The organism is Rhodothermales bacterium, from assembly GCA_034439735.1.
GTDB lineage: Bacteria > Bacteroidota > Rhodothermia > Rhodothermales > JAHQVL01 > JAWKNW01.
Window position 1 is genome coordinate 1 of sequence record JAWXAX010000190.1, and the last position, 26065, is coordinate 26065.

Here is a 26065-nt window from a genome sequence, read left to right on the forward strand (position 1 = left end):
CGCCGCCGGAGGTAATCCCGACGCAGCCGTCGAAACAGTGCGGCCTGGTCGTCCGCCGGCGTCGTCAGTGCTTCGCGAAAAGCCCGGTCATCTACCAGAATGTCGTACATGGCGCGCACAACCAAACGCAGACCGGCCTCCTGGCTGCGCGCCGTTGCCGGCCAGGTCAACGAGAGCCGGTCGCCAGGCCCCGGGGCGAGCATCGTTTGGGCATCCCAGTCGCCCCGAACGCCAAGGTAGCGCTGCAACGCTTCGTATAACTGGATCGTGCCATTCACTTTGCCCTCGTACGAGTGCCCGGCGATATGCGGGGTCGCGAGATCGACCTTGCGCATGAGGCTGAGGTCGACCTCCGGCTCTCCTTCCCACACGTCCAGCACGACGGCCCCTAGCCGGCCATGGTCGATCGCTTCGCCCAGGGCACGGCCGTCAACTACGGAGCCGCGCGACGCATTGATAAGCCAGGCGCCCGGTTTCATCCTCCGCAGCGCATCGGCATCCATCAGGTGAAAGGTCGGGTGCTCGCCTTCCCGAGCGAGAGGGGTATGTAAGGTGATGATATCCGAAGCCGCGAGAATGTCCGCATAGGCGTGATACTCCGCGCCACCCGTCGCCTCGGCCAGAGGGGGATCGCAGCACAGCACCCGGAGGCCCAGCGCCGGCGCCCGCCGCGCCAGCCGGCCGCCAACATGGCCGCATCCCACGATCCCGAGCGTCTTGCCTTCAAGCTGACTCCCCCGTTCCGCCGCCAGATGAAATAACGCCGCGAAGACATACTCGACCACCGAATCCGCATTACATCCCGGTGCAAAGTCGAACGGGATGCCCCGGCCGGCCAGGTAGGCGCGATCCACGTGATCGGTGCCGGCCGTTGCACTGGCCACATACCGCACCGGCGTCCCATCCAGCAACGTAGCATCGACGCGGAGCCCACTCCGGACCAACAAGATGTCGGTTTCCATTACGGCTTCGCGCACAATGTTATGTACGGGTAACGTAACGACCGTTCCAAGGCTCGCAAACGCCTCCCGTGCGTGCGGCATCTTTTCATCACAGAGTATGCGAAGCATAGTTTCGGGGGTTATGGTCACGGGTTTCGGGGTTGAAATATCGAAAAACACGCGGGGATTCGCGTAGTCCCGGCGATTGGCGATAACGGATTCACTTCCTGTTCAAGCCATAGTCACTACTACGTTACAATTGACCCTTGCCTCCCACGTTGAGACCCGGGGTGAGCCCCAGCCGCATGAAACACCGGCCGGTTTTCATCGTTGAGCAGGCTTCCCGAGGGGTCGGCATGATATATGCTGATTGGCAAACTACTCTGTAGATGCCGTAACCAGTACGTGAAACCCGTCAGTTTCGGGTTCACACGAATGAGTATTCTCGGCCTTTGAAACCATCCCAACAGGGCATTGAGTACATCTCATACAGCTCGTACGATCATATACGTTCTGGCATTAGTCGCCATCGTATTAAGCACCAGCGGATCGTTCTCCCAGTTGTCCGCCAGCACCTTTATGGTACCGTTGATGGCGCGAACGGAGACTTCGAACGTAGACCCATTCGCCTCGCGTTTCGATTCGCTTGCGGTGTGGCCGGCTCCCGATGGCTCCATTCAACTCCAGCCTCACCGCCTGCCTGTCGTTCCGGATTCCGTGATCGACCACGAAACTCTCTGGCTCGCCCGCTGCATTTTTTCGGAGACCAAGCGCCCGGAAGAACAGGAACTGATCGCATGGGTGGTCCGGAACCGGGTTGAATCCGCCTATCGGGGCAAATCATCCTACCGGGATGTCGTGCTCGATCCGTTCCAGTTCAGCGCGTTTAATGTCGAATCGACGGAGTCCACCTACTATTCGTCGATTCCGCTACAGTACGACGAGACGGGCTGGCAACGCGCCCTCAGTATAGCGTATTACGTACGCCACGCACGCCCCCAGTATCGGCCCTTCTCGGCGGAGACCTTACATTTTTACAGCCAGCAATCGATGATCGGCCAGCGCGAACCGGTCTGGGCCCGCGGGCTGACCCCCATCCGGCCGCCCGAACACTTCCGGCTCGACGATCGCCGCTTCCGCTTCTTTGCGGGAATCTCGTGAGAGCGGTGGCGAATCGCAAATGACTGATTGGAGCCATCCCCAGAAACCTCCGAGCGCCAGACGCCCGGAGGTTTTCAGTTTAGCCGTGCCGTTCCTGACCTACGGAAACCTTGCCGAGACGCCCCGCGGGGCGTCTCTACATACGAGGTCAGAAGCCGTCAGGCGAGGCGACGTTCCCAACATAGACGAGGCTGTAAAGCAAAAACCCTCCAAGCGCCAGGCACTCGGAGGGTTTTTCACGTTACCATTACGACAACTCGTGGGCCACGGCTGCCGATGAGCATCCCGTCATATATTACTTCAACCCGATTCCGAGGCGAATCATGACGCCGTTCAACTGCTGATTCTCGTCAGCCGTGAAGGCGATGTTCTCGATCTCAAACGTTTCTTCGGTGAACGAGGTGATGCCGAAGGTGAACTTGAGCTCCGGATAAAGCAGGACGGCGCCCAGGTCCATCTCAAGCCCAACGCCGAAGCCGCCACCAATGTTGAGCGACTTCATCCCGGAGACCTCCCCGCGGCCGGCGGACGGAAACCGGATCACCGGCCCTATGGCTACGTACGGCGTGGCAATTTCCATGTTGAATCGAAACCGGAAATCCAGCGGCACCTCAAACATGCTCACGTTAAAATCATCCCTGAAGTTGGCGTTCGCGTCGTTGGCGAATTCAAACACGCTGCCCGCTTGCATGTACCGCAAACCGGGCCGCATCGCCAGGGGGCCGATGGGCATATCGAACCAGATCTCCGCATGCCACCCGGAGGCATCTTCGAAGCGAGTAGCCCCGCTGCCGAGGTCGATATCCGACAATTTACTATAGTTCACGCCCACCGAGAAGCCCAACTGGCCGGCCGCCTCTTGCGCGGGCGTCAGACCCATCATCACTCCAACGAGTACCGCTATACCATACAAACGTATCATTTTCATCGGTCCAGAGCACAGGCCCATTTATCGTGAGAAGAGTGCACGGCCACGGAGGCTCCGCACGAACATGCCGAAACGTCGACGACCACGCCACACAAAAAGCAAGCCGCAACCACTCACCCAAAGCCCGGGCGGATTCGTAGGGGGTGCAACCTGCTTCAACCTATCGAGTTTCTCCGTCGACCCGCCGGGTGGCGGGGCCGGCCAGACCCTCTTGCCGGCTCATTTGGGCTTTTGATCCGAACTCATGCGCATCGGTATCACCTGTTACCCGGTTTATGGCGGAAGTGGCGTAGTCGCCACTGAGCTCGGCAAGGCCCTCGCCGCCAGAGGCCACGAGATTCACTTTATCGCCTACGCTCTGCCCTTCCGTCTCGGCAAGCTGACACAGAATCTCTATTTCCATGAGGTCAGCGTCACCTCGTACCCCCTATTCGAATACCCGCCCTACACCCTCAACCTGACGAGTATGATGACGGATCTGGTCCGCCATCAGAAACTGGATCTGCTCCACGTCCACTACGCCATCCCGCATGCCACGAGCGCTGTCCTCGCCCGTCAGATCCTACAAAAAGAAGGGATCCGGATCCCGGTCGTAACCACCCTGCACGGGACCGATATCACGATCGTCGGGCGGGACCCCTCGTTCGCCCCCGTCGTCAATTATTCGATCAACGAATCCGACGCCGTCACGGCGGTATCCGAATACCTTCGCCGGGAGACCATCGACTACTTCGATATCAAGCAAGACATCGAGGTCATCCCTAACTCGATCGACTCCCGCCAGTTCAGACGGCTCGCGGCCGAGGAACTCCGGATGCATCTGTGCCCGAATTGCGAGAAGGTGCTCGTGCACATCTCCAATTTCCGGCCGGTGAAAAATACGTTGCACGTCGTTCAGATCTTTCACCGGCTCCGCATGGAAGGCCACAGCATCAAGCTGTTGCTGGCGGGCGACGGTCCGGATCGAGTACCGGCGGAGCATCTCGCGCGCGAACTCGGGGTCTACGAAGATATCCGCTTCCTGGGTAAACAAGACTCCGTCGAAGAGGTACTCTCCATCTCCGATGTTTTCCTGATGCCCAGCGGTTCGGAGACCTTCGGCCTGGCGGCGCTGGAGGCCATGGCGTGCGAGGTGCCGGTCGTGGCGAGCGACATTGGAGGACTACCCGAACTGGTAGTAGACGGCGAAACCGGGTTCCTGTGCCCGCTCGGCGATATCGACGCCTTCGTGGAACGCACCCGCCGCATCCTCACCGACGACGCCCTGGCGGCACGGATGAGCAAGGCCGCGCGTGAGCGTGCGCTGCAACTGTTCGACGAGACGGCCATCGTCCCGATGTACGAGGCGCTGTACGAACGCACGATCGAACGGGTGCGATCGGCCGGCTAACCGCCCGGACCCACGCATCTAGTACAACGAATAACCGGGAATGTAATCGTCCCACTGCGGGATGTGATCCAGGCCTTCTTTTGCCAGCTGGTATTCCGTGCCGGCGACCCAGGCAAAGGCGAGTCCCACCCAGAGGCCGCAGAGCAGACTCTCGCCCGGGGTAAACATCGTCAGAAAAAACAGACCATAAAAGAAGCCGAACAAGGCGCCTTCGAGAACGGACAGTCGAGCCGTGTGATGGAAAAGCGGGGGTGGAACGTCGATGCCGAGTCGCCACAAGAGGCGAAAATGCGCCGGCGCCGCCACCCAGGGAGAGATACCGGCCGCTTCCGCTTCACGAACGAAAGCCGCCACTTTATCCCGGTGCATCATGCGATTGGAGGGGGCAAGTCGCGATAGTACGGTGGGGAGACTGGGGCCTCCTCCAGGTATCGGCCGGAGCATCCAACATCTTGAATGCCCCACCACGCACGATCGCGGCGCCGGCTGTGGAACGAATCATCGTACCGGCCATGCACGCGCGAAACGTCCCTCCAACGTTCAACGCGGAACGCCACGCACGATTATGACCGGAACAGGTACTGGAATTTGAAGAAGATCTGCCGTTCCGTCTGCACGTAATACCGCGCGTCGCCCGGGTTTCGTCCATTGAACGAATCGAGTCCATGCGTCGAGCCGATGTAGAACGCAGAAAACGGGTTGATCCGGAAGGTCAACAAGGGATCGATGTCCAATCGGTTGGAAAAATCGTTGTACTGCGCAACGGCGCGCAGGGAAAGCTGGCGCGTAAACTGATACGTCGTCAGCAACCGGGCGATATAACCGTCAAAAAAGGCCTCGCCGGAATCCAGATCGGTCAGGCGCGAATAGCTGATCTGGGGGGAAAGTCGAAGCCGCGCCGTCGGGCGGATCGTGGCATATGCACCCAGATTCAAGCTTTTGCCAATCTCTGGCGACGCTACGTTACGAGCGATGTCCCGCCCTCCTTCATAGTTCACGCCCAGGCTCACCGGCTCGCTGAAATTACTCTCCAATTCCAGGTTGAGGCTACGGAGTCCGTCAAACGCGACACCCCTAAAACGCTCCCACGAATGGGTGTACCCGGCAAACAAAAACGTCTGCCGCTTCATCTGGGTGAACACGCTGGCTCGCACGAACTCCTCCTTCTGGAGGCCGCCGTAATTCCACTGCCGCATGGCCTGGACGCGAGGACCGATTCGATCGATCAGCGCGATCTTTTTCGGGAAGAAGTTAAACCCCTGCATCAAGAATAAGCCACGGGCATCGTTCTGGTTGACAAACCCATTATCCGCCCTGAATGTGGGACTGAACTGTTCGTATTCCACGTAGGTAAACGCGTTGCGGCTCTCGCGGCTCAGGGTCGTGGAAACCGCCGAGCCACCGTACGACTCGCCGTCGAGGCCGAGCGTGTGCCGGCCGCCGGCAAACAACACGTCGTTGAGTCCTTCTGAAACCTCCGGGGCATTCGCCTCCACCGTCTGGCTCACGACAAACTGGCTCTGGACGCGGTAGTACTTCAGGAACCGCAACGACGCATCAAGCGCCACCGTCGAGCCGGCGCCCCCGTTATCCAGCCGGCGATCCGTCACCAGAGCGCCCACGTTGGAGTTATTCGGGAACGTGCGCATCGCGCGGACGATGTTCGACCAGCTTTTCCCTCCTTGCAGCAACTCGCTGCTTTCCTCGGAAGGCAACAGGAGCGGCGACGTGTTATCTCGCGCGCCGATGTAGGCCACGTTGGTCGAACCAAATTGCCCCGTCAGCTTGCTGGCGACGATCGGGTCGTTGATCGATCGCGTGTATACGGTTTGAATAGGCGTATCGAACAGATCGCTCCCTTCCTGGAAAAACGGACGGCGCTCGGGGAAAAACAGCGCGAAGGTGGAGTTGACGTCGATCTGCGCCACGTCGGCCTCGATCTGGCTGAAGTCCGGATTGACCGACAGGTCCGCCGTGAGCGCCGACGTGAAGCCGTACTTGAGGTCGAGCGAAGGCTCAGCCGTCACCTTGTCGTTATTGAACCCCGCATCAGGATCCCCCGGGACGGCCAGCGCGCCCGCTTGCGAGCCGGTCAGACCGGGCATGATTTCGAGGTTTCCACCCGACTTGACGCCCTGAATGCCCTCTATATAACCGTACTGGCACGTCCAGCACGGGTCATCGCGATCCACGGCCGCCCAGGTGTACTGGCTCCGGCTCGACCTGGGGTGGGTGATCCAGAAGGTGGCGCGCCACGCCTGTTCCTCGCCGGCCTGAAAGCGGAGGCTGCGAAACGGAATCGCCATCTCCACCTGATACCCTTCGTCCGTGATCCGGCCCTCGGACTTATAAATGAGGTCGAAGCCCAGATCTTCGTTGTTCGTCGTGATACGCGTATCACCCTGGATTCCCAGGGGATTGGAAGCGATGAAATACACCTCACGCCCGTCTCCCCGCGTATCGAGCAAAAAACCCACATAATCGTCCTGCCAGATGTTATCGCGATCGCTCAGATTCGCTCGGATTTGTGTCGGGTCGTCCTCGATGACGAAGGCCACGTAGAGATGCTGCTCGTCGTACGTCAGGTAGGAGCGGACGGCGATCGAAGGCCGGCCCTTCTCCACAGGGAAAAATTCAGAGAAGTTCTGCGCGATCGCCGCGGAACGCCACCCCGTATCGTTTAATTCTCCGTCGACGGCAATATCACCCTGCATGCGGCCTATGGTGAGCCGGGGAAATTCATTGGGTACAAATGTGTCGGCCGTGAGGGGATCGTCGGATGTGGTAGGCGCGGACGACTGGGGTTGCGCTTGCGCTGGCAGAACTAGCACGAGAAAAGCGGTCCCAAGGAGGAGTCGTAGTGTGGAGATCATGCGGTGCCGTGAGTTGCCTTCCCCCGCGCATCCGGGGAAGAAGTGAGCATATGCTACAATACTAGCACCAAGTACGGGGCGGGATTTGGAAAGGTTACAGGGGAGCCTGAGCGATTTTTGGAAGGGTCGATACACATCGTGCAGAGACGATATATCGTGGCCCCGCGGGTGGGGTTACGCCAGATCCGAGCCGTATAGATGATGACAGGGGCGATCAGGCCGTGATCAGGAAGGGATTCTGAGTGCGCTCACGACCAATGGTCGTAGCCGGGCCGTGGCCGGGATAGACCACGACATCGTCGCCGAGGGGGACCAGTTTCTGGAAGATGGAGGCCATGAGTTGCGGCAGCGAGCCCTTCCACAGGTCGGTTCGGCCAATAGAATCGTGGAAAAGCACGTCCCCGGAAACGACGAAGCGGTTCGCGGCATCGAAAAAACAAATCGATCCTGGCGAATGACCGGGGGTGTGGAGGATGTGCCAGGTCGATGCGCCTAGCGAAACGGTATCACCCTCTTCGAGAAAGTCCGCCGGCTCGGGAGGCGTCTCCATCGGGATGCCAAACGAGGCGGCCTGGTCGACGGCGCGGGCGATCAACGCGGCGTCCGACCGGTGCAGGGCATACCCCACCCCGAGCGCCTGGCAGAGCGCCGCGCACCCAAAAATATGGTCAAGATGGGCGTGTGTAAGCAGGATTCGGACGATCTGGATGCGTTCGGTCTCCAGATAGGCAAGCACCGACTTGATCTCGCTGGCGCGCTGGCAGCTGGGGTCTACCAGGATCCCCTCTTTCCCTTCGCTAAAGATGTAGCAATTGGTGAGAAAGGGGTTAAACGAAAAGGAGTGGATGGTCATCATTCGGTGCGGCTAGAACACAGGTAGCGGGCGTTCGGTGGAACGCGTTGCGGCGGGTGAGTTCCGCGAATTATCCGGGCATCCTCGAACCTTCCGAAATCGCAGGCGTTTTTTACCCATATGACCGACATAAGCGTCTATTTCATATTCCTGGTCGTCGGGCTTTTTTTGCTCGACTACTATGTGTACGTCCATTGGAAACGTCTGGCGCGGGCTTACAGGAAGCTGCGATGGACACTGCCTGTTTATGGAGCGGCACTGGTAACCATGCCGCTTACGATGCCGGCCTATTTTGCATTTTCCCGGTGGTGGGAGGTGGAACCCAAGCTGGTCCGCGCCCTGTTTTTCGGCGTATGGGTAACCTACTACTTGCCCAAGGCGCTCATCGCTTTGGTCCTGCTCTTCAAGGATCTTGCGCACTACATCACCTGGCTTTTCCGCTGGTTTCAACTGCAATTAAGCCCTACACCTATCCCATCAGAAGCCGCCGTTACGGTGGCGCCATCCCTGGATCTGACGGACATGAAGCGGATGGGCCGGCGGGCATTCATGCGGCAAATGGGGTGGTCGGCCGGCTCCGTCCCCTTTGTCATCACTGGCTACGGCGTGTTTCGTTCTCTGTATGACTTTCAGGTGCACAGGGTGATCATCCCGATCCCCTCCCTCCCGCCGGCCCTCGACGGCCTCACCATTGCCCAACTCTCGGACCTCCACGCCGGCTCATTCTTCAGTGAGCGGCCCATGCTTGAGGCGGCCTCACTCACGCAAGCCCTTCGCCCGGACCTTATCGTCATCACGGGCGACTATGTCAACAGGGACGATGCCGAGTTCGACCGCATCGCCCCCGGCTTACGCCTCCTCAAGGCAGAACTGGGGGTATATGGTTCCCTCGGCAACCACGACCACTACGCCAACGTCGATGCCGTCGCGGCACGGGTTCGTGCGTCAAATGTCGACCTGCTCGTCAACGCCAATCGAACATTCGATATCAACGGCGCCAGGCTCAACTTGATCGGTACGGACAATACCGGCTTCAACCAGCACTTCGCCGACATGCCGAAGGCACTCGCGGGCCTGGCCCCGCCTGAGCCCGGCGCTCAGTTGTCCCTCCTCCTCGCCCACGACCCGACCTACTGGGACGCGCACATCCGGCAGCAGTACCCGTTCATCGACCTCATGCTAAGCGGCCATACACACGGCGGCCAGATCGGCCTTGAGTTGGGGCCGCTCCGTTGGAGCCTTGCGCGTGTCGCTTACAGCCGGTGGGCCGGCCTCTATGCCGAAGAACGCGCCGAAGCCGGCGACCCGCAGTTCCTTTACGTAAACCGCGGACTGAGCACGGTCGGACCCCCGCTCCGTCTCGGCATCCGCCCTGAAATCACCCTGCTCACCCTGCGGCGCACCTCGGCGGCATGAAACGGATCCATCTTCAGATCCTGCGCATGTTTCCGGGTCCGTTCCTGGGCTGGCTCGGCACGCTCATCTTCCTGCTGGTTATGCAGTTCTTGATCCGGTACTTACCCGATCTCGTGGGCAAGGGACTGCCGCTGGTCGTCATCGGAGAGATCATTGCGTACAACCTGGCCTATATGGTGGTACTGGCCGTACCCATGTCTGTCCTCATCGCCAATTTGATGACCTTTGGCCGGCTGGCGGAGACCAACGTCTATACTGTACTCAAAAGCGCTGGCGTATCCGTACCTCAACTAATCTGGCCGATGCTTCTGCTGGGGGCCGTCATCACAGCCGGCATGTGGAAATTTAATAGCGAGGTGCTCCCCGCCGCCAACTTCCGGGCGAGCAGTTTATGGAAGGATATTCGGCGGAAGCAGCCAGGATTCGAACTGACCGCCGGCGTGTTTTATGATGGGATAAACGACTATAGTATCCTCGTGCGGGAGATTCCGCCGGACTCGAGCGATCTGATCGATATCACGATCTTCGATTACTCAGACAAGTCCGTCCAGCAGGTACTGATCAAGGCCGCCAGCGGCCGGCTCGTCTCGCTTGAGCAGGGCAGCCAGGTGGATCTCCTCCTCGAAGATGGGGAGATGCACCGGGTGTTGAATCCTCGTGGGCGCGTCCAGGAGGACCGTTACGAGCGACTGGCGTTCGACCGCCATCGGCTCAGCTTCGATCTCAGTGAGTTTAGTTTCGAGCGCAGCGATCCGGACGATGGATATCGAACCGATCGCACCATGCGGAGCGACGAGATGATCGGCTATGTGGACTCCCTTGAGGCCAGCATCGCCGAGCGCTCGGAGTCCTTGCGTACGGTAGGGATGCGCTGGATGCGTGATTCGCTCTACGCACCCGTCGGCGCACCTATTCCTGGCGCAGACCCGCTGGACACCACGCGGACGTACGCCGGCAGCCGCATCGCCCTCCGCGGCCTGACCGAGCTGCAGGCAAATCAGGCCTTTGACGGCGCCCTCGGCACCCTCCGGGCCGACCGCTCTGTGGTCGAGCAGATCAACCGTAGCATCGACTCCGAACAACAACGCGCCGATAAATACCGCGTCGAGATCCACAAAAAGTATTCAATTGCCGTCGCCTGTCTGATCTTTGTCCTGATCGGCGCCCCCCTCGGCCTGAGCATGCGGCGCGGCGGACTCGGTGTGGTTGGCGCCCTGGCCATGGGCATCTTCCTTTTTTACTGGGTGACGCTCGTCCAGGGCGAAAAACTGGCGGACCGCGGCATGCTCATTCCGTGGGTCGGGATGTGGGGCGCCAACATCGTAATGACTATCTTGGGCGCCGGCCTACTCGGCTACGTCATGTTCGATCTCAAGGCGCGCCCTCTCTTCCGACGGGCGGCCTGAATCGCACCGATTGAATTCGCCCGATGATGCTCTACCTCGTCCCTACTCCCGTCGGAAACCTCGAAGACATCACACTGCGCGCCCTGCGGGTTCTCAAAGAGGTGCCGCTCATCGCCTGTGAGGACACTCGCACGTCCGGCGTGTTGCTCGATCACTTCGGCATCACCACGGCGCGGACGAGTTACCACGACCACAACGAGCGACACAAGGCGCCTCACCTGATCGCACGGATGGAGGCCGGCGACGATATTGCCCTCATCACCGACGCCGGCACGCCCGGCATTTCCGACCCCGGCTTTTATCTCGTGCGGGCCTGCCACGAAGCCGGTATCCCGGTCGTCGCGCTCCCCGGTCCAACTGCCTTTGTCCCGGCGCTTGTAGCTAGCGGTCTACCGGCCGAACGTTTTGTGTTCGAAGGATTTCTGCCGGCAAAAAAAGGGCGAAAGACGCGCTTGCTCAGCCTCCAGGCCGAGACGCGCACGATCATCTTCTACGAATCCCCGCATCGGTTGACCCGGATGCTGGAGCAGCTAAAGGACGCCTTCGGCGAAGAACGGCCGGCGGCGGTTGCTCGTGAGCTGTCAAAGAAGTTCGAAGAAGTTCGCCGCGGCACCCTCGCCGAACTGCTCACGCACTACGGTGCGCAGGAGAAAGTCCGTGGCGAATGTGTCGTGGTGGTAGCCGGCAGCGGCCGGGAACCCCGTGCGCTTCCCGATGAAAGTGAAGAGGATGCCTGACCCATACGAAGCGCCCTCGTTGGTGCGTTAAGCAGAGACCTGCTTCCGAGCAACTTCACCCCCTGATATGGCGTTGGATGCGCGGACCTGAGCGGCCGGCCGACGCACGCCGGCGCCATCCCGGTCTCCGCACGCCTGACACGACGACGTACGTCCCACCCATTCCGACGGCCGGACCACTCCGCCCACCGAACGCATGAACTGGAATAAAACCGAACGCATCCTGGCCGCATTCGTCTTTCTCTGGGCGCTCGTGTTATACCTCGCGACCGTGGCTCCGACGGCATCGTTCTGGGATTCGGGCGAGTTTATCGCGATCGCCAACCAGCTCCAGGTGTCGCATCCGCCGGGCGCACCGTTTTACATGTTGATCGGGCGGCTCTTTTCCATGTTTTCGTCGCCGGCGTATGTAGCACTCGCCGTCAACCTGGTCTCCGTACTCTCCAGCGCGCTGACCGTGTTGTTGACGTTTCTTATCATCGTGCGTATCGCCCGCGAATGGCAGCCGGCGGATCGGGAGCAGACGTTTCAGGACCACATCACCGTCTGGGCCGGCGGCGTGATCGGCGCCATCACCTACGCGGCCACGGACTCGTTCTGGTTCAACGCCGTCGAGGCCGAAGTCTACGCCATGTCGATGTTCTTCACGGCCGTCGTCGTGTGGCTCATCATGAAGTGGAGCGAACTGGCCCGCCGGGAAGAAGCCCAGTTCACCGGCAAACACCAGCACCCATTTGGCCTGAGCGCCAATCGCTACCTCATTCTGATCGCCTACATGTTTGGCCTGGCGATCGGGGTGCACCTGCTGAACCTGCTGGCGGTGTTTTTTGTCGCGCTCATCTTCTTCTTCCAGGAGATCGACCGACGAGACTGGTCGACCGGGCAGCGGATCGTCGGCCTCATCGTCACCGGCGTCGTATCGGTGCTCATCTTCCTGTTGATCTACCCCGGCATGATCCAGTGGCTGCCGTCGCTGATCGGGGATAGCGGCGCGCCCATTTTCTTGACGGTAGCGTTGATCCTGGCCGTCGTGGCCGGCATCTATTTTACACAGAAGCGGCAGATGCAGGTGCCCAATCTTGCGTTCCTCTATGTCGCGATGGCGCTGATTGGCTATACGACCTATGCGCTGATCTTCATTCGGAGCGCGGCCAACCCGCCCATCGACGAGAATGATCCCGAGACGGTAGAAGCCATCGTATCCTACCTCAAGCGCGAACAATACGGCGATACGCCGCTGTTGAAGGGGTCGACATACGACAACGCCACCGCGAAGATCAACTACGACGAGGAGACCCTATTCCCGCGCCGGCACTCCCCTGCCCCACCGCACCTCGCGTTTTACGCCCAATTCGATTCCGATTGGGATTTCTTTTGGGAGTACCAGGTGCGCGACATGTACTTCCGATACTTCCTCTGGAATTTCTCTGGACGAGGGAGCGACGAGCAAGATGCGCCGGCGATCACGGGGATCAGCGCCATCGACCACCCCGATTACGGGCCCGATCGATTCGTTCAGACCCCCAGCGAGCGTGAAAGTCGCAACGCCTATTTCGCGCTGCCGCTCCTACTGGGTCTCTTTGGAGCCATATTCCACTTCATGCGCGACTGGCGCCGCGCGTTCAGTATTTTTGTCCTTTTCTTCGTGACCGGCATCGGGATCATCCTGTACCTGAACCAGACCCCGATGCAACCGCGCGAGCGCGACTATTCGTACGTGGCCAGCTTTTTTGCCTTCACCCTGTGGATCGGCATCGGCGCGACAGGCGTCCTCCAGCTGATCCGCGAGTCGATGGAGAAGTCGTTACGAGACGGCGCCAGCAACGCGATCCTGATCGGCGTCGCCGCGTTATTATGTGTGGCCGTTCCGCTCTGGATGACGATCGAGAACTACCACGATCACGACCGTTCGGGCAACTATGTCGCCCCGGAGTATGCCTATAATATGTTGATGAGCGTCGCCGACGATGCGATCCTGATCACCAACGGCGACAACGACACCTTTCCGCTGTGGTACCTGCAGGAGGTCGAGGCCGTGCGCCGGGATGTGAGAGTCGTGAACGTATCGCTCTTAAACACACCCTGGTATATCAAACAGCTCAAGAACCAGTCCTCACGGGACTCCGCGCCGTTGCCGTTTTCGATGAGCGACGAGGAAATCGACAAGCTGAACATCCGGCCATGGCAGCCTCGGGAAATTAGCCTTCCGGTGGATGTCGATGCGTTGATGCAGGATAGCGAAGTGCCGCTTGCGCCGGGCGATACGAGCCGATTCGAAAGCCCGATGTCATGGACACTGCAGGGCCGGCCGTACGACGAGCGCATGAACCTGCTGTATATATCGGACCTCGCGCTCTACGATATCCTCTTGACGAACGCCGAGAAGAACTGGGAGCGGCCGTTTTATTTTGCCGTGACCGTGAGTTCGGATGGGTTGATGGATCTGGACAACTACTTTCAACTCGAAGGCCAGGCCTTCCGGATCGTCCCGATCAAACACAATGAGCAACTGGGGCGCGTGGTCCCTGGGATCACGCCGCAGCGGTTGAGTCAGTTCAAGTTTACCGGACTGAACGACCCGGAGGTATATTTCGACGAGAACGTGCGGCGAATGGTCGACAATTACCGCAATATTTTTGCAACGACCGCACAGACGGTGGGTGAAGCGGGCGACCAGGTGCAGGCTGTCGCACTGATGGATCGGCTCATGAACGAAGTCCCGTTCCAGACCATCCCCGGCACACCCCAGTCGTACCTCGTCGTCGCCCGCGCGCTCCAGTTGATCGGGGAGACCGAGCGCGCGGTGTCCGTATGGAAAAACGCCGAGCCGGTTGTGCTGGACCAGCTGAAGCGCGCCCAGACGCGCCGGCAGGTGGACTCGCTCATTCGCTTTATTCAAATGATCCAGCTCGGCTACATCGAAGTAAGCGATTTCGAGGCGGCATCGACCTTCAGCGACCGCATCGCCGAGGCCCTCGACGACGACATTTACCGTCAGACTCCGGAACAGCTGCGCGCCGAACGCGACCGCCTCTTCTCCCCGGATTCCGCCTCTGCACCCTGATCGACCGCCACGTTCGATGTCCCATTCTCAGTAAGCGTCTACTTACTGAACTCATATGGAGATTTCCCTAATTTTCTCGGGATTTATGATCAAGTTTTTGCAGGGATGTTGCTTTTTCAGGTTGACATAGAGGCATACAGGGTTCTATAATGCGTATTCCGGCACTAAAAATGCCGATAACCCTGAACTCCACTCTATCACCCAGCGCCAGGGGACGAAGCTCATCTGTAGGCCTCAGGCGCGCGCAACATAAAACGTAGAAGGAGGCTTTCTATGTCTGACATTACTGGTGTCGTCAAGTGGTTCGACGCGAAGAAAGGGTACGGCTTCATTCTCCATCCGGACGATGGCAGCGATATCTTCGTGCACTACTCTCAAATCGATTCAAGTAAGCGATTCAAAACCCTGAGGACGGGAGAAGTAGTTTCGTTCGATCTTGTCAATGGCCCCAAAGGCCTCCACGCACACAATGTGATGGCATTCGGCGACGAGAGCGAAGGAGCGGAAGAAGGTGTGCTATTAGCGCACGACGAGGCACACTGAGCCCACGAATCGCGTCCCCGTCCCTGGGCACGATTCGTATGACTCCGCCGGAGCGCCCCCCACACCTCGGGTGTTCCGGCGTGTAGGCCGGCCGCACCTCGACGCGGCTTCTTCCTATAACGACCGTCTCATCCCCAATTCCCTGAAAGGCCTCGCCCGGCGTCCCGTCGGGTGCCAGGTGGTGTGTATCGTCGCCCGACCCCCTTACCGGGTTCGGGCGAGGCTGCTTCGAACCCAGGCGCAGGTAATCTCACCTGACGTTCCGGCTTTTGTACGTTGTATTTGCACATCGCAGCCCCTATTTTGCGGCGGCTGCCGGAAGGCCGTAGGATGGCAGCTCCTGTTAAAACGGCACTAACCACGTGGTACGGAATCGATGAGTTTTTCCTTTTCCGACGGGGATATGAATCGTATCGCGGCGGTGTTGGGCGTTACGCCCAAATACGACGCCGCTCTGGTGCGCTTGGAGTTATACGACGAAGAAAGTGGGCGATCGCTGGCGCTGGAGGTGCTCCGCGAGCTGGTGTTGCCTATCGGGTTACTCAAGGATCAGCCGGCGAACCTGGTGTCCGTCTATACAGCCGGCTCATTCCTGCAACTACAGGGCTGCACAGGCTTTATCGCCAGTGAGGAGCTCGGGGAGGTGATCTTCGTAGCCCGCCGTTCCGGGACCACCAGCGGCCTCGTCGTCGAGCGCCAGGCCGGCGCCTCGCTTTTTGCACATGTGGACGAACGTCTGTTGTCAACCGACTTCGAGAAGCTGCCGCCGGAGATGATCATGAGCAGTGTCGCCCTCTCGCTGGCGGAAACCCTCTTCAACGATCTGGGCTGAAGCTCCCGACCGCGTGACACGCTCCTCGCTGCCCTGGCTCGAACTCGTCCACGCCCACGCGACGCTCCGGATTGACGACGACCGTCTCACCCGACTCATCCTGGCGCTCCTGGAGGATGAAAACCGCACCTGCGAGTCACTCGGCGTTATCCTCGCCGACCGCCAGACGGTGCTCGAACTCAACCAGACCTATCTCCAACACGACTACCCTACCGACGTCCTCTCCTTCCTCCTCGAACCCGACGACGGCGTTTCGCCACTTCAGGGAGAGATCTACGTCGACCTTGATACCGCCCTCGAACGCCACGAAGAATTCAGCGCGTCCTTCGAGGATGAAGCCCTGCGGTATGTGATCCATGGGTTACTTCACCTGCTCGGATACGAGGACGACTCGCAGGATGCGAGGCAGCGAATGCATGAGATCGAGAACAGGTACCTCGGGCGCCCGTGAAGAAAGTGCAACAAAGTCGTCACGCGATAGACCAACTACTGCACCCTACCTTCGTTTCATGTTCGCTAGGGGCATTCTGGCGTGCCCTTGTTTCCAGACAGTCCCCCATTCTCCGACACCCCCTCTTTTTTCAAGGGTAACAATTTCTTATCGTTCCTTCACCGCGTCTTCAAATACCTTCCTTTACACCACTTCATATCCAGGAGGTTACTTATGGACACAAGAATCACGGCACGGCACTTCAGCGCACCCCCCAAACTGAAAGACCATGTGAACATGCGGATGTCAAAATTGGAACGGTACTACAACGGCATCACCGACGCCCACGTGGTGTTGAGCTTGCCGAATACCGGTAGCGTCAGTAAATCCGCTGAAATCACCGTGCAAGTGTATCGACAAGCCTTGACCGCTCAGGATCGCGCCTCTACCTTCGAAGAAGCTGTCGACCGCTGCGTCCTTCGTCTTCGCCGGCAAGTGCTCAGGTATAAAGACAAGCTTCGGGGAAATTAAACGCCACAGGCACCCTGCCATCACGCCGGCATCAAGCCGGTAGCCCGTTCACCACACGGCAGATTGCAGGATGTACCGGTACGATCGCCTTTCAGGCGGCACACACCCTGCATCCTGCAATCTGCCGACCATCCTCTCAGGCCATCTTTCGGCACGCTTTCACCACGCGCTTCACCACATCCGCCGACTGGATAATATAAAAGTGGATACACGGCAGATTGGCGCTCATCAGCTCCTCCACCTGACGCAACGTCCACTCCACCCCGATATCGATCACATGCTCGGGCCTGGCGGCTTCCACTTCCGCGGCCAGCGCTTCTGGGATTTCCAGGTAGAATTTACTTGGCAGCGACTGCAACTGCGCCTTGCTCGTCAGGATCTTTAAGCCCGGGATGATAGGCACGGTGATGCCCACTTCGCGGCATCGTTCGACAAACTCGAAGTAGTGTCGGTTATCAAAAAACATCTGCGTCGTTACAAATTCCGCCCCTGCGTCCACCTTTCGTTTCAGATTGAGGATATCCCAGGTGATATTCGGCGCTTGAACATGCTTTTCGGGATAACCGGCCACGCCCACACAAAACTCCGTCGGCGTCGCGTCCATGATATCCTCCATGTAATGCCCGCAATTCATCTCATGGATCTGGCTCACGAGGTCTACCGCGTACTCATTAACCGTACGATCCGGCGCCACCCGTTTCTGATACTCCGAGGTATCGCCTCGCAACGCCATCACATTCTGGATGCCCAGATAGTTCAGCTCGATGAGGGCGTCCTCCGTTTCTTCCCGGGTGAACCCCATACACAGCAGATGAGGGACGGGCTCGATGTTATAGCGATGTTTGATCGCCGCGCAGAGACCCAGCGTACCCGGGCGCTTACGTTTGACGTGCCGGCGCCAGGCCCCGGTGGGCATTTCCTCATAATATACCTGCGCCGAATGGCTCGTGACATCGATAAATGGGGGCTCGAACTCCACCAGATCCGACACGATCCGCATGATCTGCTGGGCGGAGCTGCCTCGTTTGGGCGGTACAATCTCGTAGGAGATGAGCGTCTCGGAGGTACGATCGAGGATTTCGCTGATCTTCATGTACTCAAACAGATTAACGGTTCAGGATTTGGCGAGACAGGCAAAATATCATAGCTTGCGGGCCCGACCTTGATGCCAATGGCGGGCATCTCTGGCAACCGGCCGAGCGACGTGTAACCAGCAACCACTCCTTCTGTTCGATGAATGCTATTGTCTTTGCCACGGAGCAGGAGGCTCGCCCGTTCCTCAAGAAGTACGAACGGGGACGCTTCGATGGCCTTGAGGAAGGAGAGATCGTGCGAGACGACGCACTGGTGGTCACCATCACCGGCCTGGGCAAAATCAAAGCCGCCCTTCGCACGGACCAGCTGCTGCGGGGCCACCGTGTCCGCCGGCTCATCCACGCCGGCACCTGTACCGCCCTGACCACAAGCCTTGCCCTGGGCGAGTTGGTCGCAGCGGATCAGGTGTTTGAGGGCGATCGGATCGAATTGTCCGCCCCCACCTACCCTCGGATGCCGCTGGACGTGTTTGACCCCTCGATGAAGCAGGGGACGCTGGTCACCCAGGATCACACTCCTCAGGACGAAAAAGAGCGCACCTACTGGCAGCGCATCGCCCAGATGAGCGATATGTCCGGTTATGCCGTCGCTTACGTTTCCGCCACGTACGGGGTACCCTGTTTTATCATTAAGGCCATCGCCGGCTATCTCTTCGGGCAAGACGAGAACTTCCAGCGCTCACTCGAGCGGGCCCACGAATCCATCGGAGACTTCCTGATGCGCCATGCTACCGCCTGAGCCGCCCATTCAGGAATAGACACGCAGTAGAACGAATACCAGCACGCCAGTAACCGACACGTACAGCCAGAGCGGCAGGGTTATCCTGGCGATACGAGGATGTCGGTCGAAACGCCCCTTGAGCGCAAAAAACAGGGTAATCAGCGCGAGGGGGAGCACCGCGATCGACAAGGCGATGTGGCTGATCAAAATACTGAAATAGACCGGCCGGATAAAGCCCACACCCGTAAACGGCGTATCGCCGTGGTGGTAGTGGTAAATGAGGTAACTGACGAGGAACAGCCCGGAGAAGACAAATGCGCCTAGCATAAACCGGCGGTGCATCTGGATATTGCGGCGACGAATGAACACGTAGCCGATCAGGAGGCACAATGCGCTCAGCGAATTTAGGAGCGCGTTCACAGCGGGTAAAAACGACACATCGACCGCCTCGCCCGCCGCCGGCTCGTTGAAGTAGATCAACCAGATGAGAAACCCACTGGCCGCGGCACTGGCCAACAGGATTGTACGGATGGCGCCGTCGCCGGCTCTGCTGGATTCAAACATACGGATGACCACTTCGGGCGAGACGGATACAGTTGCGTTAAGCGTTTGCGAGAAAAAGCCGATGATCCAGGTTTATCGTGTCGAGAACAAACCCCGGGGATCCCATGTCGGCCGCACTATCCAATATACTGAAGCCAGGTACCAACGAATTCGAGATCATCGAATTTGCTCTGGGACATGTCACCGACGAAGGCGAGGAGGTCATCCAATCGCTCGCCCTCAATGTTGCCAAGGTTAGGGAGATCATTCCCATGCCGACATTGACGCGCCTCCCCCAGATGCCCCCTGGCGTGTGCGGGATCACCCATTTGCGCGATCGAATCATCCCGGTAATTGATCTAGGTTATTTCCTGTACGGCCAGGCAAGAATCTCAAAGGCAGAGCACTTGATCGTCAGTGAGTTCAACGGGACACGCCTGGGCCTCGTCATCGACTCCGTCAAGCGCATCCACCGCTTGAGCTGGCAGGCATTTACGCCACCAGAATCGCTTAAAGGTGTCGCCCCCAACTGCGACTCGATCGTGGGTATCCTCATGATCGACAACCGCACGATCATGATGATCGATATCGAACGCATCCTCGCCGAGATCCATCCGAAGTTCGCGTTTGTCAACACCTCGAATGTGCCCGCGGACTTTGGCGTCAAGCACCGTGTCATGACCGTGGAGGACTCCGCCATCATCCGCAAGCTCATTCATAACGAACTCAACTCGGTCGGTTTCCAGATCATCTCGCTCAACGATGGGCAGGAGGCGTGGGAACTACTCCAGTCGTACGCCAGGCGCGTCAGCGAGGGCGACGCGTTATCCGATATCGTCAATCTGGTCATCACCGACATCGAGATGCCGCGGATGGATGGGTACACGTTGACCAAGAACATCAAAACCCATGAGATTCTCAAGCGGATACCGGTCGTGATCTTCTCTTCGATGATCAGTGATGACAACCTCCACCACGGCGAACACGTCGGGGCGGACGCGCAGCTGGCCAAGCCTCAGATCACCCGGTTGCTGGATTGTTCGCGATCGCTGCTGACGGGTAAAAAAGTAGAGCCCCAGCTCGCGTAGGCGAACCGGGGCTCGAGTAAGATGTCGACCAGAACCAACTACTCGACCGAGTGCATCACGCCTTTCATCAGGGCGAAGTGCCCGGGGAAGGTGCAGATAAACGGGTAGTCCCCGGCCGGCGGGGCCGTGAATTCGACCGATTTGGTCTCACCCGGCATAGCGATGGCCGTCGCGAACAGAACGGCGTCGCTCTCTGGCACATACTGCTTGGCCGCGCCAGCTTGCATGCCGGCCATGCCCACAGCATTGATGTCCGATGCTGGTTTCAGCACCACGACATTGTGCTGCATCGCCGGGCTCTTGGCCGTGTTTTTCATGGTCAGCTTGACTGTCGTGCCGGCCTTCACCGTGAACTCGGTCGTGGCGAACTTCATCTCGTCACCCACCGGTTCGATGATAATCTCCTGAACCGCTTCCTCGCGAACGGATACGGCACGCATCGTATCCTGTTCATCGGAAGGCGCCGAGGCAACCTGGGAATTCGGTTCCGTGGTGCAAGCGCCGAGCGCGAGCAGGGTAACCAGTACGGGTACGGTATATCGTTTCATAATCGTTTTCCTTGTCTTGATGCCCGAATGACGGCGTCGTAGATCGAACGCCTACTCTCTCAGGTGTTGTTCAGGGAGTGGTTTTCGTACTCCCAGTATCGTTAACATAACGGTGGCCGCCATCAGGCTGGCGCCCACAACCATGTGAGTGGTATTCAGTAACACTTGTAGGCCGCTGCGTCCGATGCCCGCTTCTTGAAGCAGCACCGCATACGCAACAAACCCTAAACCGATCTGCGCTACTAATAAAACGGCCATGACACCCGACACATGGTGCACCAGTGTGCCCCGTGTGGACGACAGGCGCACCCACCGGATGGCCATGAGGAGGATGCCGAACACCAGAAACGCCCCGGTCATGTGAATCATCGCCAGGGCCACATCCACTCCCTGCCCGACATGTCTCAGGACCGCGCCCAACACGACCTGTCCATACAATGCGCTAACCGGTAGCCAGAAGTAGCGACGCAGCGCATCGCCCGCCTCTCCTTCCGCAAGCCCCTCCCTGTTTAACCACGTTGGGGTCGTAAACACCCACATGGCCGCTAACAGTGAGAAGTATAGCTGCGCCACGCAGGCGTGGATCACCGCCAGGTTAAGCGACTGCCATAGGACGCGAAAACCACCGAGTGTCCCCTGTACGATGACGAGGACAAGGGCTATCATCCCCAGATACTTCATCCAGCGCCGTGGATCTGCGTACCAGGTCCACCCCGCCAGTACGATCGTACAAAAGCCCACGAGCATCCCGAGCAACCGATGGCCATGTTCGGCCAGTACCGGCGGAATGGCATACCACTGGGGCATCGGGTTGATGGGGTCGTAAGAATCAAACGAAGTGGGCCAGTCGGGCACGGCCAGGCCGGCATCAATGCTGGTCACGACCGCTCCCCAGGAAAGAAGAACAATCGTGCAGCCCAGGGTAACAAGGGTGAAGCGTCGCCGCCGGCGCAGATCGGGAGAGAGAAGCGTGGCCTGATCGGGCATGTGAAGCACAGAGGGTGCAAATCGGAAGGCGGGCTGAATAGATTCGAGAGCCCCGTAGTTAATCCTGCTTCCAACAACGAGACCGGGAAGAGGCAGTTCCGTTAAAAGCCCTTGAAGGCGTTACCCCGGGAGCCGGTCGACCCGGACGATCGCGACGCCATCCAACGCCACGCGAACGTCGAAAACCACGGAATCGGCCATGCCAATGCCGGTGAGCAGGGACGTGTCCATCACCGCAAAATGCATGGACATTGCGTCCATGAACCCCGGGATGTCTTCGTGATCAATCTGGACGAACTGGCGTGACGGGGTGATGCGCTCGACGACACCGATACCCGTATAAGTCTTCACGGCCGAAGCATCTTGCGAATCAGCGGAAGGGCCGCAAGAAGCGCCCGATATCAGCATGAGGCTACCGGCAACCATGAGACGGAAAGTGGAGGAGCGGAGGGGCGTCAGCACACGGAACGGGGAGAAAAAGGGAGCCCGCGCGGGGCAAGGCGCGTCAATTCCGGCGGCCGTGGAGGTCTTCGAACCAGCAGAGCGGAAGCCCTTCCGAGTCGCCGTGCGCGAAGTGATAGGTCGACTGCGGCGCATCATGGCTGAGGTAACGCTGGTCCTCCCGTATTTCCCGGATCCCGACGGGGATGCTGGCGCCCTCCTGGGTGGCGTGCCGGCGGAATAAGGCGGCATCACGATCGACCAGAAGCGGCTTTTCAGGAAAAAAGATCCGGCATGCTGTCACCACGACCCAGGTGAGCATGAAAAACAGAATCGGAACAGCGATGATGGCGAATAGTGCAAAAACAGTCAGCATGGAGCACAGAGGGGCCGGAAACCAATCTGATTATCTCACTGGATTGTAGTTGCTTCCCGGCACTCTTTCAAGGGGTGCTGCAAAAACCCTGACGAGGTGCGGACAGAAAAGCCAACAGGAGGAGGAACAGCCTATCTGACAACGCGCTTTGCTCGAGGTTCCGATACAAAATAGGCGGTGCGACAAAAGCCGCACCGCCCGGAATCATCATTCAAAATAGCGCTAGAGGAGCTTAGTGAGCCGCCGGCGGCGCGGCCTCATCCACGCCTTCCAGCGCACGTCGTTCTTCTTCGATCGTCTGTTTACCCACATTCCCGATATCGCCGCGGAAGGCGGTGTCGAATATGGTGAAGGTGAGGAACACGATGACAAAGATGCAGCCTACGGCGAAGATGAGGGCATTCACCCGGTTGTCCCACTTCAGCCCCATGAAGAACGTGACGACCAGACCCGCCTTCATGATGGCAATCACGATAGCGAGGACAATGTTAAACGGCCCGAGATCAACGAATTCGGCCGTCAACACGGTAAAGATAGTCAGGAACACCAGCCCGCCGAATACGGAGAGCAGCAGTTTGAGCGGGATGATGTGGTGTCCGTGATTCGCTGCGTGTGCGTGTGCCATAGTGCCTGGAAGAAATCTGGAAGCGTGTCCTGATACAACAGTGGGTGTGCGTTTATGCGCGCGCTAGATGAGATACATCAACGGGAAGAGGAATATCCAGATGATGTCGACGATGTGCCAGTACAGACCGGTGAGTTCGACCGGGGTGTACCAGCTGCTCGAAAAGTGGCCGCGCATGGCGCGAAAGACCAGCCAGCTCATCAAGAACATCCCGACGAGCACGTGTACGCCGTGGATGCCGGTCATGATGAAGTAGATGCTGAAGAACTGCGGAGCATACAGCATTTCGAGGTCGTGGCTGGCGTAATGCGCCCCCGGGAAGATACCGTGTTCGAACTTGGATGTATACTCGAAATACTTGACGACCATGAAGACGCCGGCGAGCAGCACCGTGATCACCAGGTTGGTGATCAGCATCTTCCGGTTGTCCTTCTGTGCAAAGTGGATGGCCATGGCGACCGTAAGCGAAGACGCCAGCAGGACGAGCGTGTTAAAGCCGCCGAGGCGCCAGTCCAGCAGCTTGCTGGCGGCCTGAAACACTTCCGGGTGCCATACGCGGTAGACCGTGTAGGCCACGAACATACCGCTGAAAAGCAGGATTTCCGTAACGAGGAAGAGCCACATGCCCATCTTCGCAGCGTCAAATTGCTGTTCGGACGTCACGAAGTGGTGTTGCAGGTGCGAGGGATGCGCCGGCTCCGCGTGTCCGCTACCCATGGAGGATGTTACGGTTGAAGTCGTTGCCATACGTCAGCTGTTGGTTGGAGTGCGTCGCCGAAGCGGCGCGGTTTCCCAAAAGGGTGTATTGAAACGGTAGTCGAGGATCAGTGGCGGATCCGAGGTTCAGGCTCGGCCTGGTTCGCGCCATCACCGGCGAAGGAGTCGCGGAGTACTTCGAAGTCGTACGGTCCGTGCGTCACGATCGGCTGCGCGCTGAAGTTGTGCGCGACGGGCGGCGACGTGGCGTTGGTCCACTCGAGCGTGGCGGCGCCCCACGGATTGGCCGGCGCGCGTTGACCGCGCCTCAGCGAATGGATGAGGCATCCCAGCACAGTGAACAACCCGAGCGCGAGCACCCAGGAGCCGATCGTCGAGGCCAGGTGGAGGTTCGCGAATTCCGGCACATAATCGTAATACCGGCGCGGCATGCCCTGGCTGCCGAGGATCAGCTGCGGGAAAAACGTCAGGTTGAATCCGAAGAAGATCAACAGCGCCGCGATGCGGGCCGAGGCTTCGTGGTACATCTTGCCCGTGATCTTGGGCCACCAGTAGTGTAACCCGCCCAGGGCGGCAATCACGGTGCCGCCCATCATTACGTAGTGGAAGTGGCTGACCACGAAGTACGTATCGTGCAAGTGTACGTCGATCGCCAGCACACCCAGCATGATGCCTGTAAGCCCACCGATGGTAAACAGAAAGAGAAAGCTCAGCGCATACAACATGGGCGTCATGAGCCAGATCGAGCCCTTGTACATCGTGGCCACCCAGTTACACACCTTGACACCTGTAGGAATCCCGATGAGATAGGTGATCAGGGAGAAAACGATGGACGAGACGGCGGACTGTCCTGAGACAAACATGTGGTGGCCCCAGACGAGGAAGCCCAGGAACGCGATGGCCACGGATGACAGCGCGACGAACTTGTAGCCGCTGATGGCCCGGCGCGAGAACGGCGCGATAAGCTCCGAGATCACCCCGAACGCCGGCAGAATCATGATGTAAACGGCCGGGTGGGAGTAAAACCAGAAGAAATGCTGGTAGAGCACCGGATCGCCGCCGAGGAGCGGGTCGAAGATGCCGATCTGCAGGAAGCGTTCGGCGAACAGGAGGATCATCGTGATGCCGATCACGGGGGTCGCCAGCACCTGCACGATGCTGGTGGCGTAGATGCTCCACGAAAAGAGGGACAGCCGATTCCAGGTGAGGCCCGGGGCGCGCATCTTGTGGATCGTCACGACAAAGTTGATACCGGTGAAGATTGACGAGAAGCCGGCTACAAAGACCGCCATCGTCAGGAATAGGACCGAAGAGTTCGTCGTGGTCGAATAGGGCGCGTAAAACGTCCATCCCGAATCCACGCTGCCGGCGAACAGACCCAGCAGGACTAACACTCCGCCGGCGAGGTACACATAATAACTCGCCAGGTTTAGCCGTGGGAACGCCACGTCGATCGCGCCCAGGTGCATCGGCAGGATGAAGTTGCCGAAGATGGCCGGAATCGAGGGCACCAGGAACAGGAAGACCATCACGATGCCGTGCATCGAGAAGACCTGGTTATAGGCATCCGGCCCCATGATCGTCTGCCCCTGCGTCATCAACTCGAGACGTACGAGCAGGGCGAGTATGCCGCCGATGAAGAACATGATCGAGAGCGTGATCATATACATCACGCCGATCCGCTTGTGGTCGATCGTAGACATCCACGACCACACCGTCTTGACGTGGTTGAGGTAGTTCTCCGACCCCTGATGGGTTGCCGTGGCTTCAGCGCTGTGCGCCGACGAGGCAGAATGACTCATGTTCGTAGGGTGTATTAA

Annotated in this window: 25 protein-coding genes and 1 pseudogene; 12 read left to right on the forward strand and 14 right to left on the reverse strand. The window is 59.0% G+C overall.

The genetic code is table 11. The features are described 5' to 3' along the window. Nucleotides 1–1070, reverse strand: a 1070-nt coding sequence (locus SH809_14295) for a 4-phosphoerythronate dehydrogenase (GenBank protein MDZ4700876.1), incomplete at its 3' end; no start/stop codon positions are given. Nucleotides 1071–1532: 462 nt separating this feature from the next. Here SH809_14295 and SH809_14300 point away from each other — a divergent pair. Beyond that, nucleotides 1533–2102 (forward strand): cell wall hydrolase, encoded by a 570-nt coding sequence (locus tag SH809_14300; GenBank protein ID MDZ4700877.1) that lies wholly within the window; start codon nucleotides 1533–1535, stop codon nucleotides 2100–2102. 295 nt (nucleotides 2103–2397) lie between these two features. On the opposite strand, the gene SH809_14305 is transcribed toward SH809_14300, so the two are convergent. After that, nucleotides 2398–3030, reverse strand: coding sequence for an outer membrane beta-barrel protein (locus tag SH809_14305; GenBank protein MDZ4700878.1), 633 nt, complete (start codon nucleotides 3028–3030; stop codon nucleotides 2398–2400). A 244-nt stretch (nucleotides 3031–3274) separates the two neighbouring features. Between SH809_14305 and bshA the strand changes: the two genes are divergently transcribed. Further along, the gene (bshA, locus tag SH809_14310; protein ID MDZ4700879.1) at nucleotides 3275–4420 is read left to right on the forward strand and encodes an N-acetyl-alpha-D-glucosaminyl L-malate synthase BshA; all 1146 of its coding nucleotides are present in this window, start codon (nucleotides 3275–3277) and stop codon (nucleotides 4418–4420) included. A gap of 18 nt (nucleotides 4421–4438) precedes the next feature. Here bshA and SH809_14315 read toward each other — a convergent pair whose 3' ends face one another. The 3 genes from SH809_14315 to SH809_14325 form a co-directional block, all read right to left on the reverse strand. Beyond that, on the reverse strand, nucleotides 4439–4792 hold the full coding sequence (locus SH809_14315; GenBank protein ID MDZ4700880.1) for a DUF6404 family protein: 354 nt from the start codon (nucleotides 4790–4792) through the stop codon (nucleotides 4439–4441). 191 nt (nucleotides 4793–4983) lie between these two features. Then, on the reverse strand, nucleotides 4984–7251 hold the full coding sequence (locus tag SH809_14320) for a DUF5916 domain-containing protein (GenBank protein ID MDZ4700881.1): 2268 nt from the start codon (nucleotides 7249–7251) through the stop codon (nucleotides 4984–4986). Nucleotides 7252–7507: 256 nt separating this feature from the next. Further along, a complete protein-coding gene (locus SH809_14325) occupies nucleotides 7508–8149 on the reverse strand; it encodes an MBL fold metallo-hydrolase (GenBank protein ID MDZ4700882.1) in 642 nt (213 codons plus the stop codon). A gap of 117 nt (nucleotides 8150–8266) precedes the next feature. Here SH809_14325 and SH809_14330 point away from each other — a divergent pair, with 117 nt between their 5' ends. From SH809_14330 to raiA, 8 genes and pseudogenes are all read left to right on the forward strand, one after another. Beyond that, nucleotides 8267–9562 (forward strand): metallophosphoesterase, encoded by a 1296-nt coding sequence (locus tag SH809_14330; GenBank protein ID MDZ4700883.1) that lies wholly within the window; start codon nucleotides 8267–8269, stop codon nucleotides 9560–9562. Beyond that, a complete protein-coding gene (locus SH809_14335) occupies nucleotides 9559–10968 on the forward strand; it encodes an LptF/LptG family permease (GenBank protein MDZ4700884.1) in 1410 nt (469 codons plus the stop codon). The genes SH809_14330 and SH809_14335 overlap by 4 nt, the downstream gene beginning before the upstream one ends. Nucleotides 10969–10991: 23 nt before the next feature. Then, on the forward strand, nucleotides 10992–11705 hold the full coding sequence (rsmI, locus tag SH809_14340) for a 16S rRNA (cytidine(1402)-2'-O)-methyltransferase (GenBank protein MDZ4700885.1): 714 nt from the start codon (nucleotides 10992–10994) through the stop codon (nucleotides 11703–11705). A 196-nt stretch (nucleotides 11706–11901) separates the two neighbouring features. Then, nucleotides 11902–14769, forward strand: coding sequence for a DUF2723 domain-containing protein (locus SH809_14345; GenBank protein MDZ4700886.1), 2868 nt, complete (start codon nucleotides 11902–11904; stop codon nucleotides 14767–14769). Between the two features lie 273 nt (nucleotides 14770–15042). Continuing rightward, nucleotides 15043–15249, forward strand: a pseudogene (locus SH809_14350) (cold shock domain-containing protein). 439 nt (nucleotides 15250–15688) lie between these two features. After that, nucleotides 15689–16144: a hypothetical protein gene (locus tag SH809_14355; GenBank protein ID MDZ4700887.1), complete on the forward strand. Its 456-nt coding sequence runs from the start codon at nucleotides 15689–15691 to the stop codon at nucleotides 16142–16144. A gap of 13 nt (nucleotides 16145–16157) precedes the next feature. Beyond that, nucleotides 16158–16595, forward strand: coding sequence for an rRNA maturation RNase YbeY (gene ybeY, locus SH809_14360; GenBank protein MDZ4700888.1), 438 nt, complete (start codon nucleotides 16158–16160; stop codon nucleotides 16593–16595). Between the two features lie 213 nt (nucleotides 16596–16808). Further along, nucleotides 16809–17105 (forward strand): ribosome-associated translation inhibitor RaiA, encoded by a 297-nt coding sequence (gene raiA, locus SH809_14365; GenBank protein MDZ4700889.1) that lies wholly within the window; start codon nucleotides 16809–16811, stop codon nucleotides 17103–17105. Nucleotides 17106–17241: 136 nt separating this feature from the next. Here the strand turns inward: raiA and metF are convergent, their stop codons facing one another. Beyond that, complete coding sequence (metF, locus tag SH809_14370; GenBank protein ID MDZ4700890.1) at nucleotides 17242–18198, reverse strand: methylenetetrahydrofolate reductase [NAD(P)H]; 957 nt, start codon at nucleotides 18196–18198, stop codon at nucleotides 17242–17244. A gap of 140 nt (nucleotides 18199–18338) precedes the next feature. Here metF and SH809_14375 point away from each other — a divergent pair, with 140 nt between their 5' ends. Beyond that, nucleotides 18339–18938 carry a 5'-methylthioadenosine nucleosidase gene (locus SH809_14375; GenBank protein MDZ4700891.1) on the forward strand — a complete coding sequence of 200 codons (600 nt, stop codon included), beginning with the start codon at nucleotides 18339–18341 and terminating at the stop codon, nucleotides 18936–18938. A gap of 9 nt (nucleotides 18939–18947) precedes the next feature. On the opposite strand, the gene SH809_14380 is transcribed toward SH809_14375, so the two are convergent. After that, nucleotides 18948–19484 (reverse strand): DUF420 domain-containing protein, encoded by a 537-nt coding sequence (locus SH809_14380; GenBank protein ID MDZ4700892.1) that lies wholly within the window; start codon nucleotides 19482–19484, stop codon nucleotides 18948–18950. 104 nt (nucleotides 19485–19588) lie between these two features. On the opposite strand from SH809_14380, the gene SH809_14385 reads away from it, so the two are divergent. Then, nucleotides 19589–20551, forward strand: a complete 963-nt coding sequence (locus tag SH809_14385) for a chemotaxis protein (GenBank protein ID MDZ4700893.1) — start codon at nucleotides 19589–19591, stop codon at nucleotides 20549–20551. A gap of 38 nt (nucleotides 20552–20589) precedes the next feature. On the opposite strand, the gene SH809_14390 is transcribed toward SH809_14385, so the two are convergent. From SH809_14390 to ctaD, 7 genes are all read right to left on the reverse strand, one after another. Then, on the reverse strand, nucleotides 20590–21099 hold the full coding sequence (locus tag SH809_14390; protein MDZ4700894.1) for a plastocyanin/azurin family copper-binding protein: 510 nt from the start codon (nucleotides 21097–21099) through the stop codon (nucleotides 20590–20592). A gap of 51 nt (nucleotides 21100–21150) precedes the next feature. Beyond that, on the reverse strand, nucleotides 21151–22086 hold the full coding sequence (locus SH809_14395; GenBank protein ID MDZ4700895.1) for a COX15/CtaA family protein: 936 nt from the start codon (nucleotides 22084–22086) through the stop codon (nucleotides 21151–21153). A gap of 120 nt (nucleotides 22087–22206) precedes the next feature. After that, nucleotides 22207–22437 (reverse strand): copper-binding protein, encoded by a 231-nt coding sequence (locus SH809_14400; GenBank protein MDZ4700896.1) that lies wholly within the window; start codon nucleotides 22435–22437, stop codon nucleotides 22207–22209. Between the two features lie 154 nt (nucleotides 22438–22591). After that, nucleotides 22592–22903, reverse strand: coding sequence for a hypothetical protein (locus SH809_14405; GenBank protein ID MDZ4700897.1), 312 nt, complete (start codon nucleotides 22901–22903; stop codon nucleotides 22592–22594). A 232-nt stretch (nucleotides 22904–23135) separates the two neighbouring features. Beyond that, nucleotides 23136–23528 carry a cytochrome C oxidase subunit IV family protein gene (locus tag SH809_14410; GenBank protein MDZ4700898.1) on the reverse strand — a complete coding sequence of 131 codons (393 nt, stop codon included), beginning with the start codon at nucleotides 23526–23528 and terminating at the stop codon, nucleotides 23136–23138. A gap of 63 nt (nucleotides 23529–23591) precedes the next feature. Beyond that, on the reverse strand, nucleotides 23592–24245 hold the full coding sequence (locus SH809_14415; GenBank protein ID MDZ4700899.1) for a cytochrome c oxidase subunit 3 family protein: 654 nt from the start codon (nucleotides 24243–24245) through the stop codon (nucleotides 23592–23594). Between the two features lie 107 nt (nucleotides 24246–24352). Continuing rightward, nucleotides 24353–26047 (reverse strand): cytochrome c oxidase subunit I, encoded by a 1695-nt coding sequence (gene ctaD / locus SH809_14420; GenBank protein MDZ4700900.1) that lies wholly within the window; start codon nucleotides 26045–26047, stop codon nucleotides 24353–24355. Nucleotides 26048–26065: the final 18 nt, after the last annotated feature.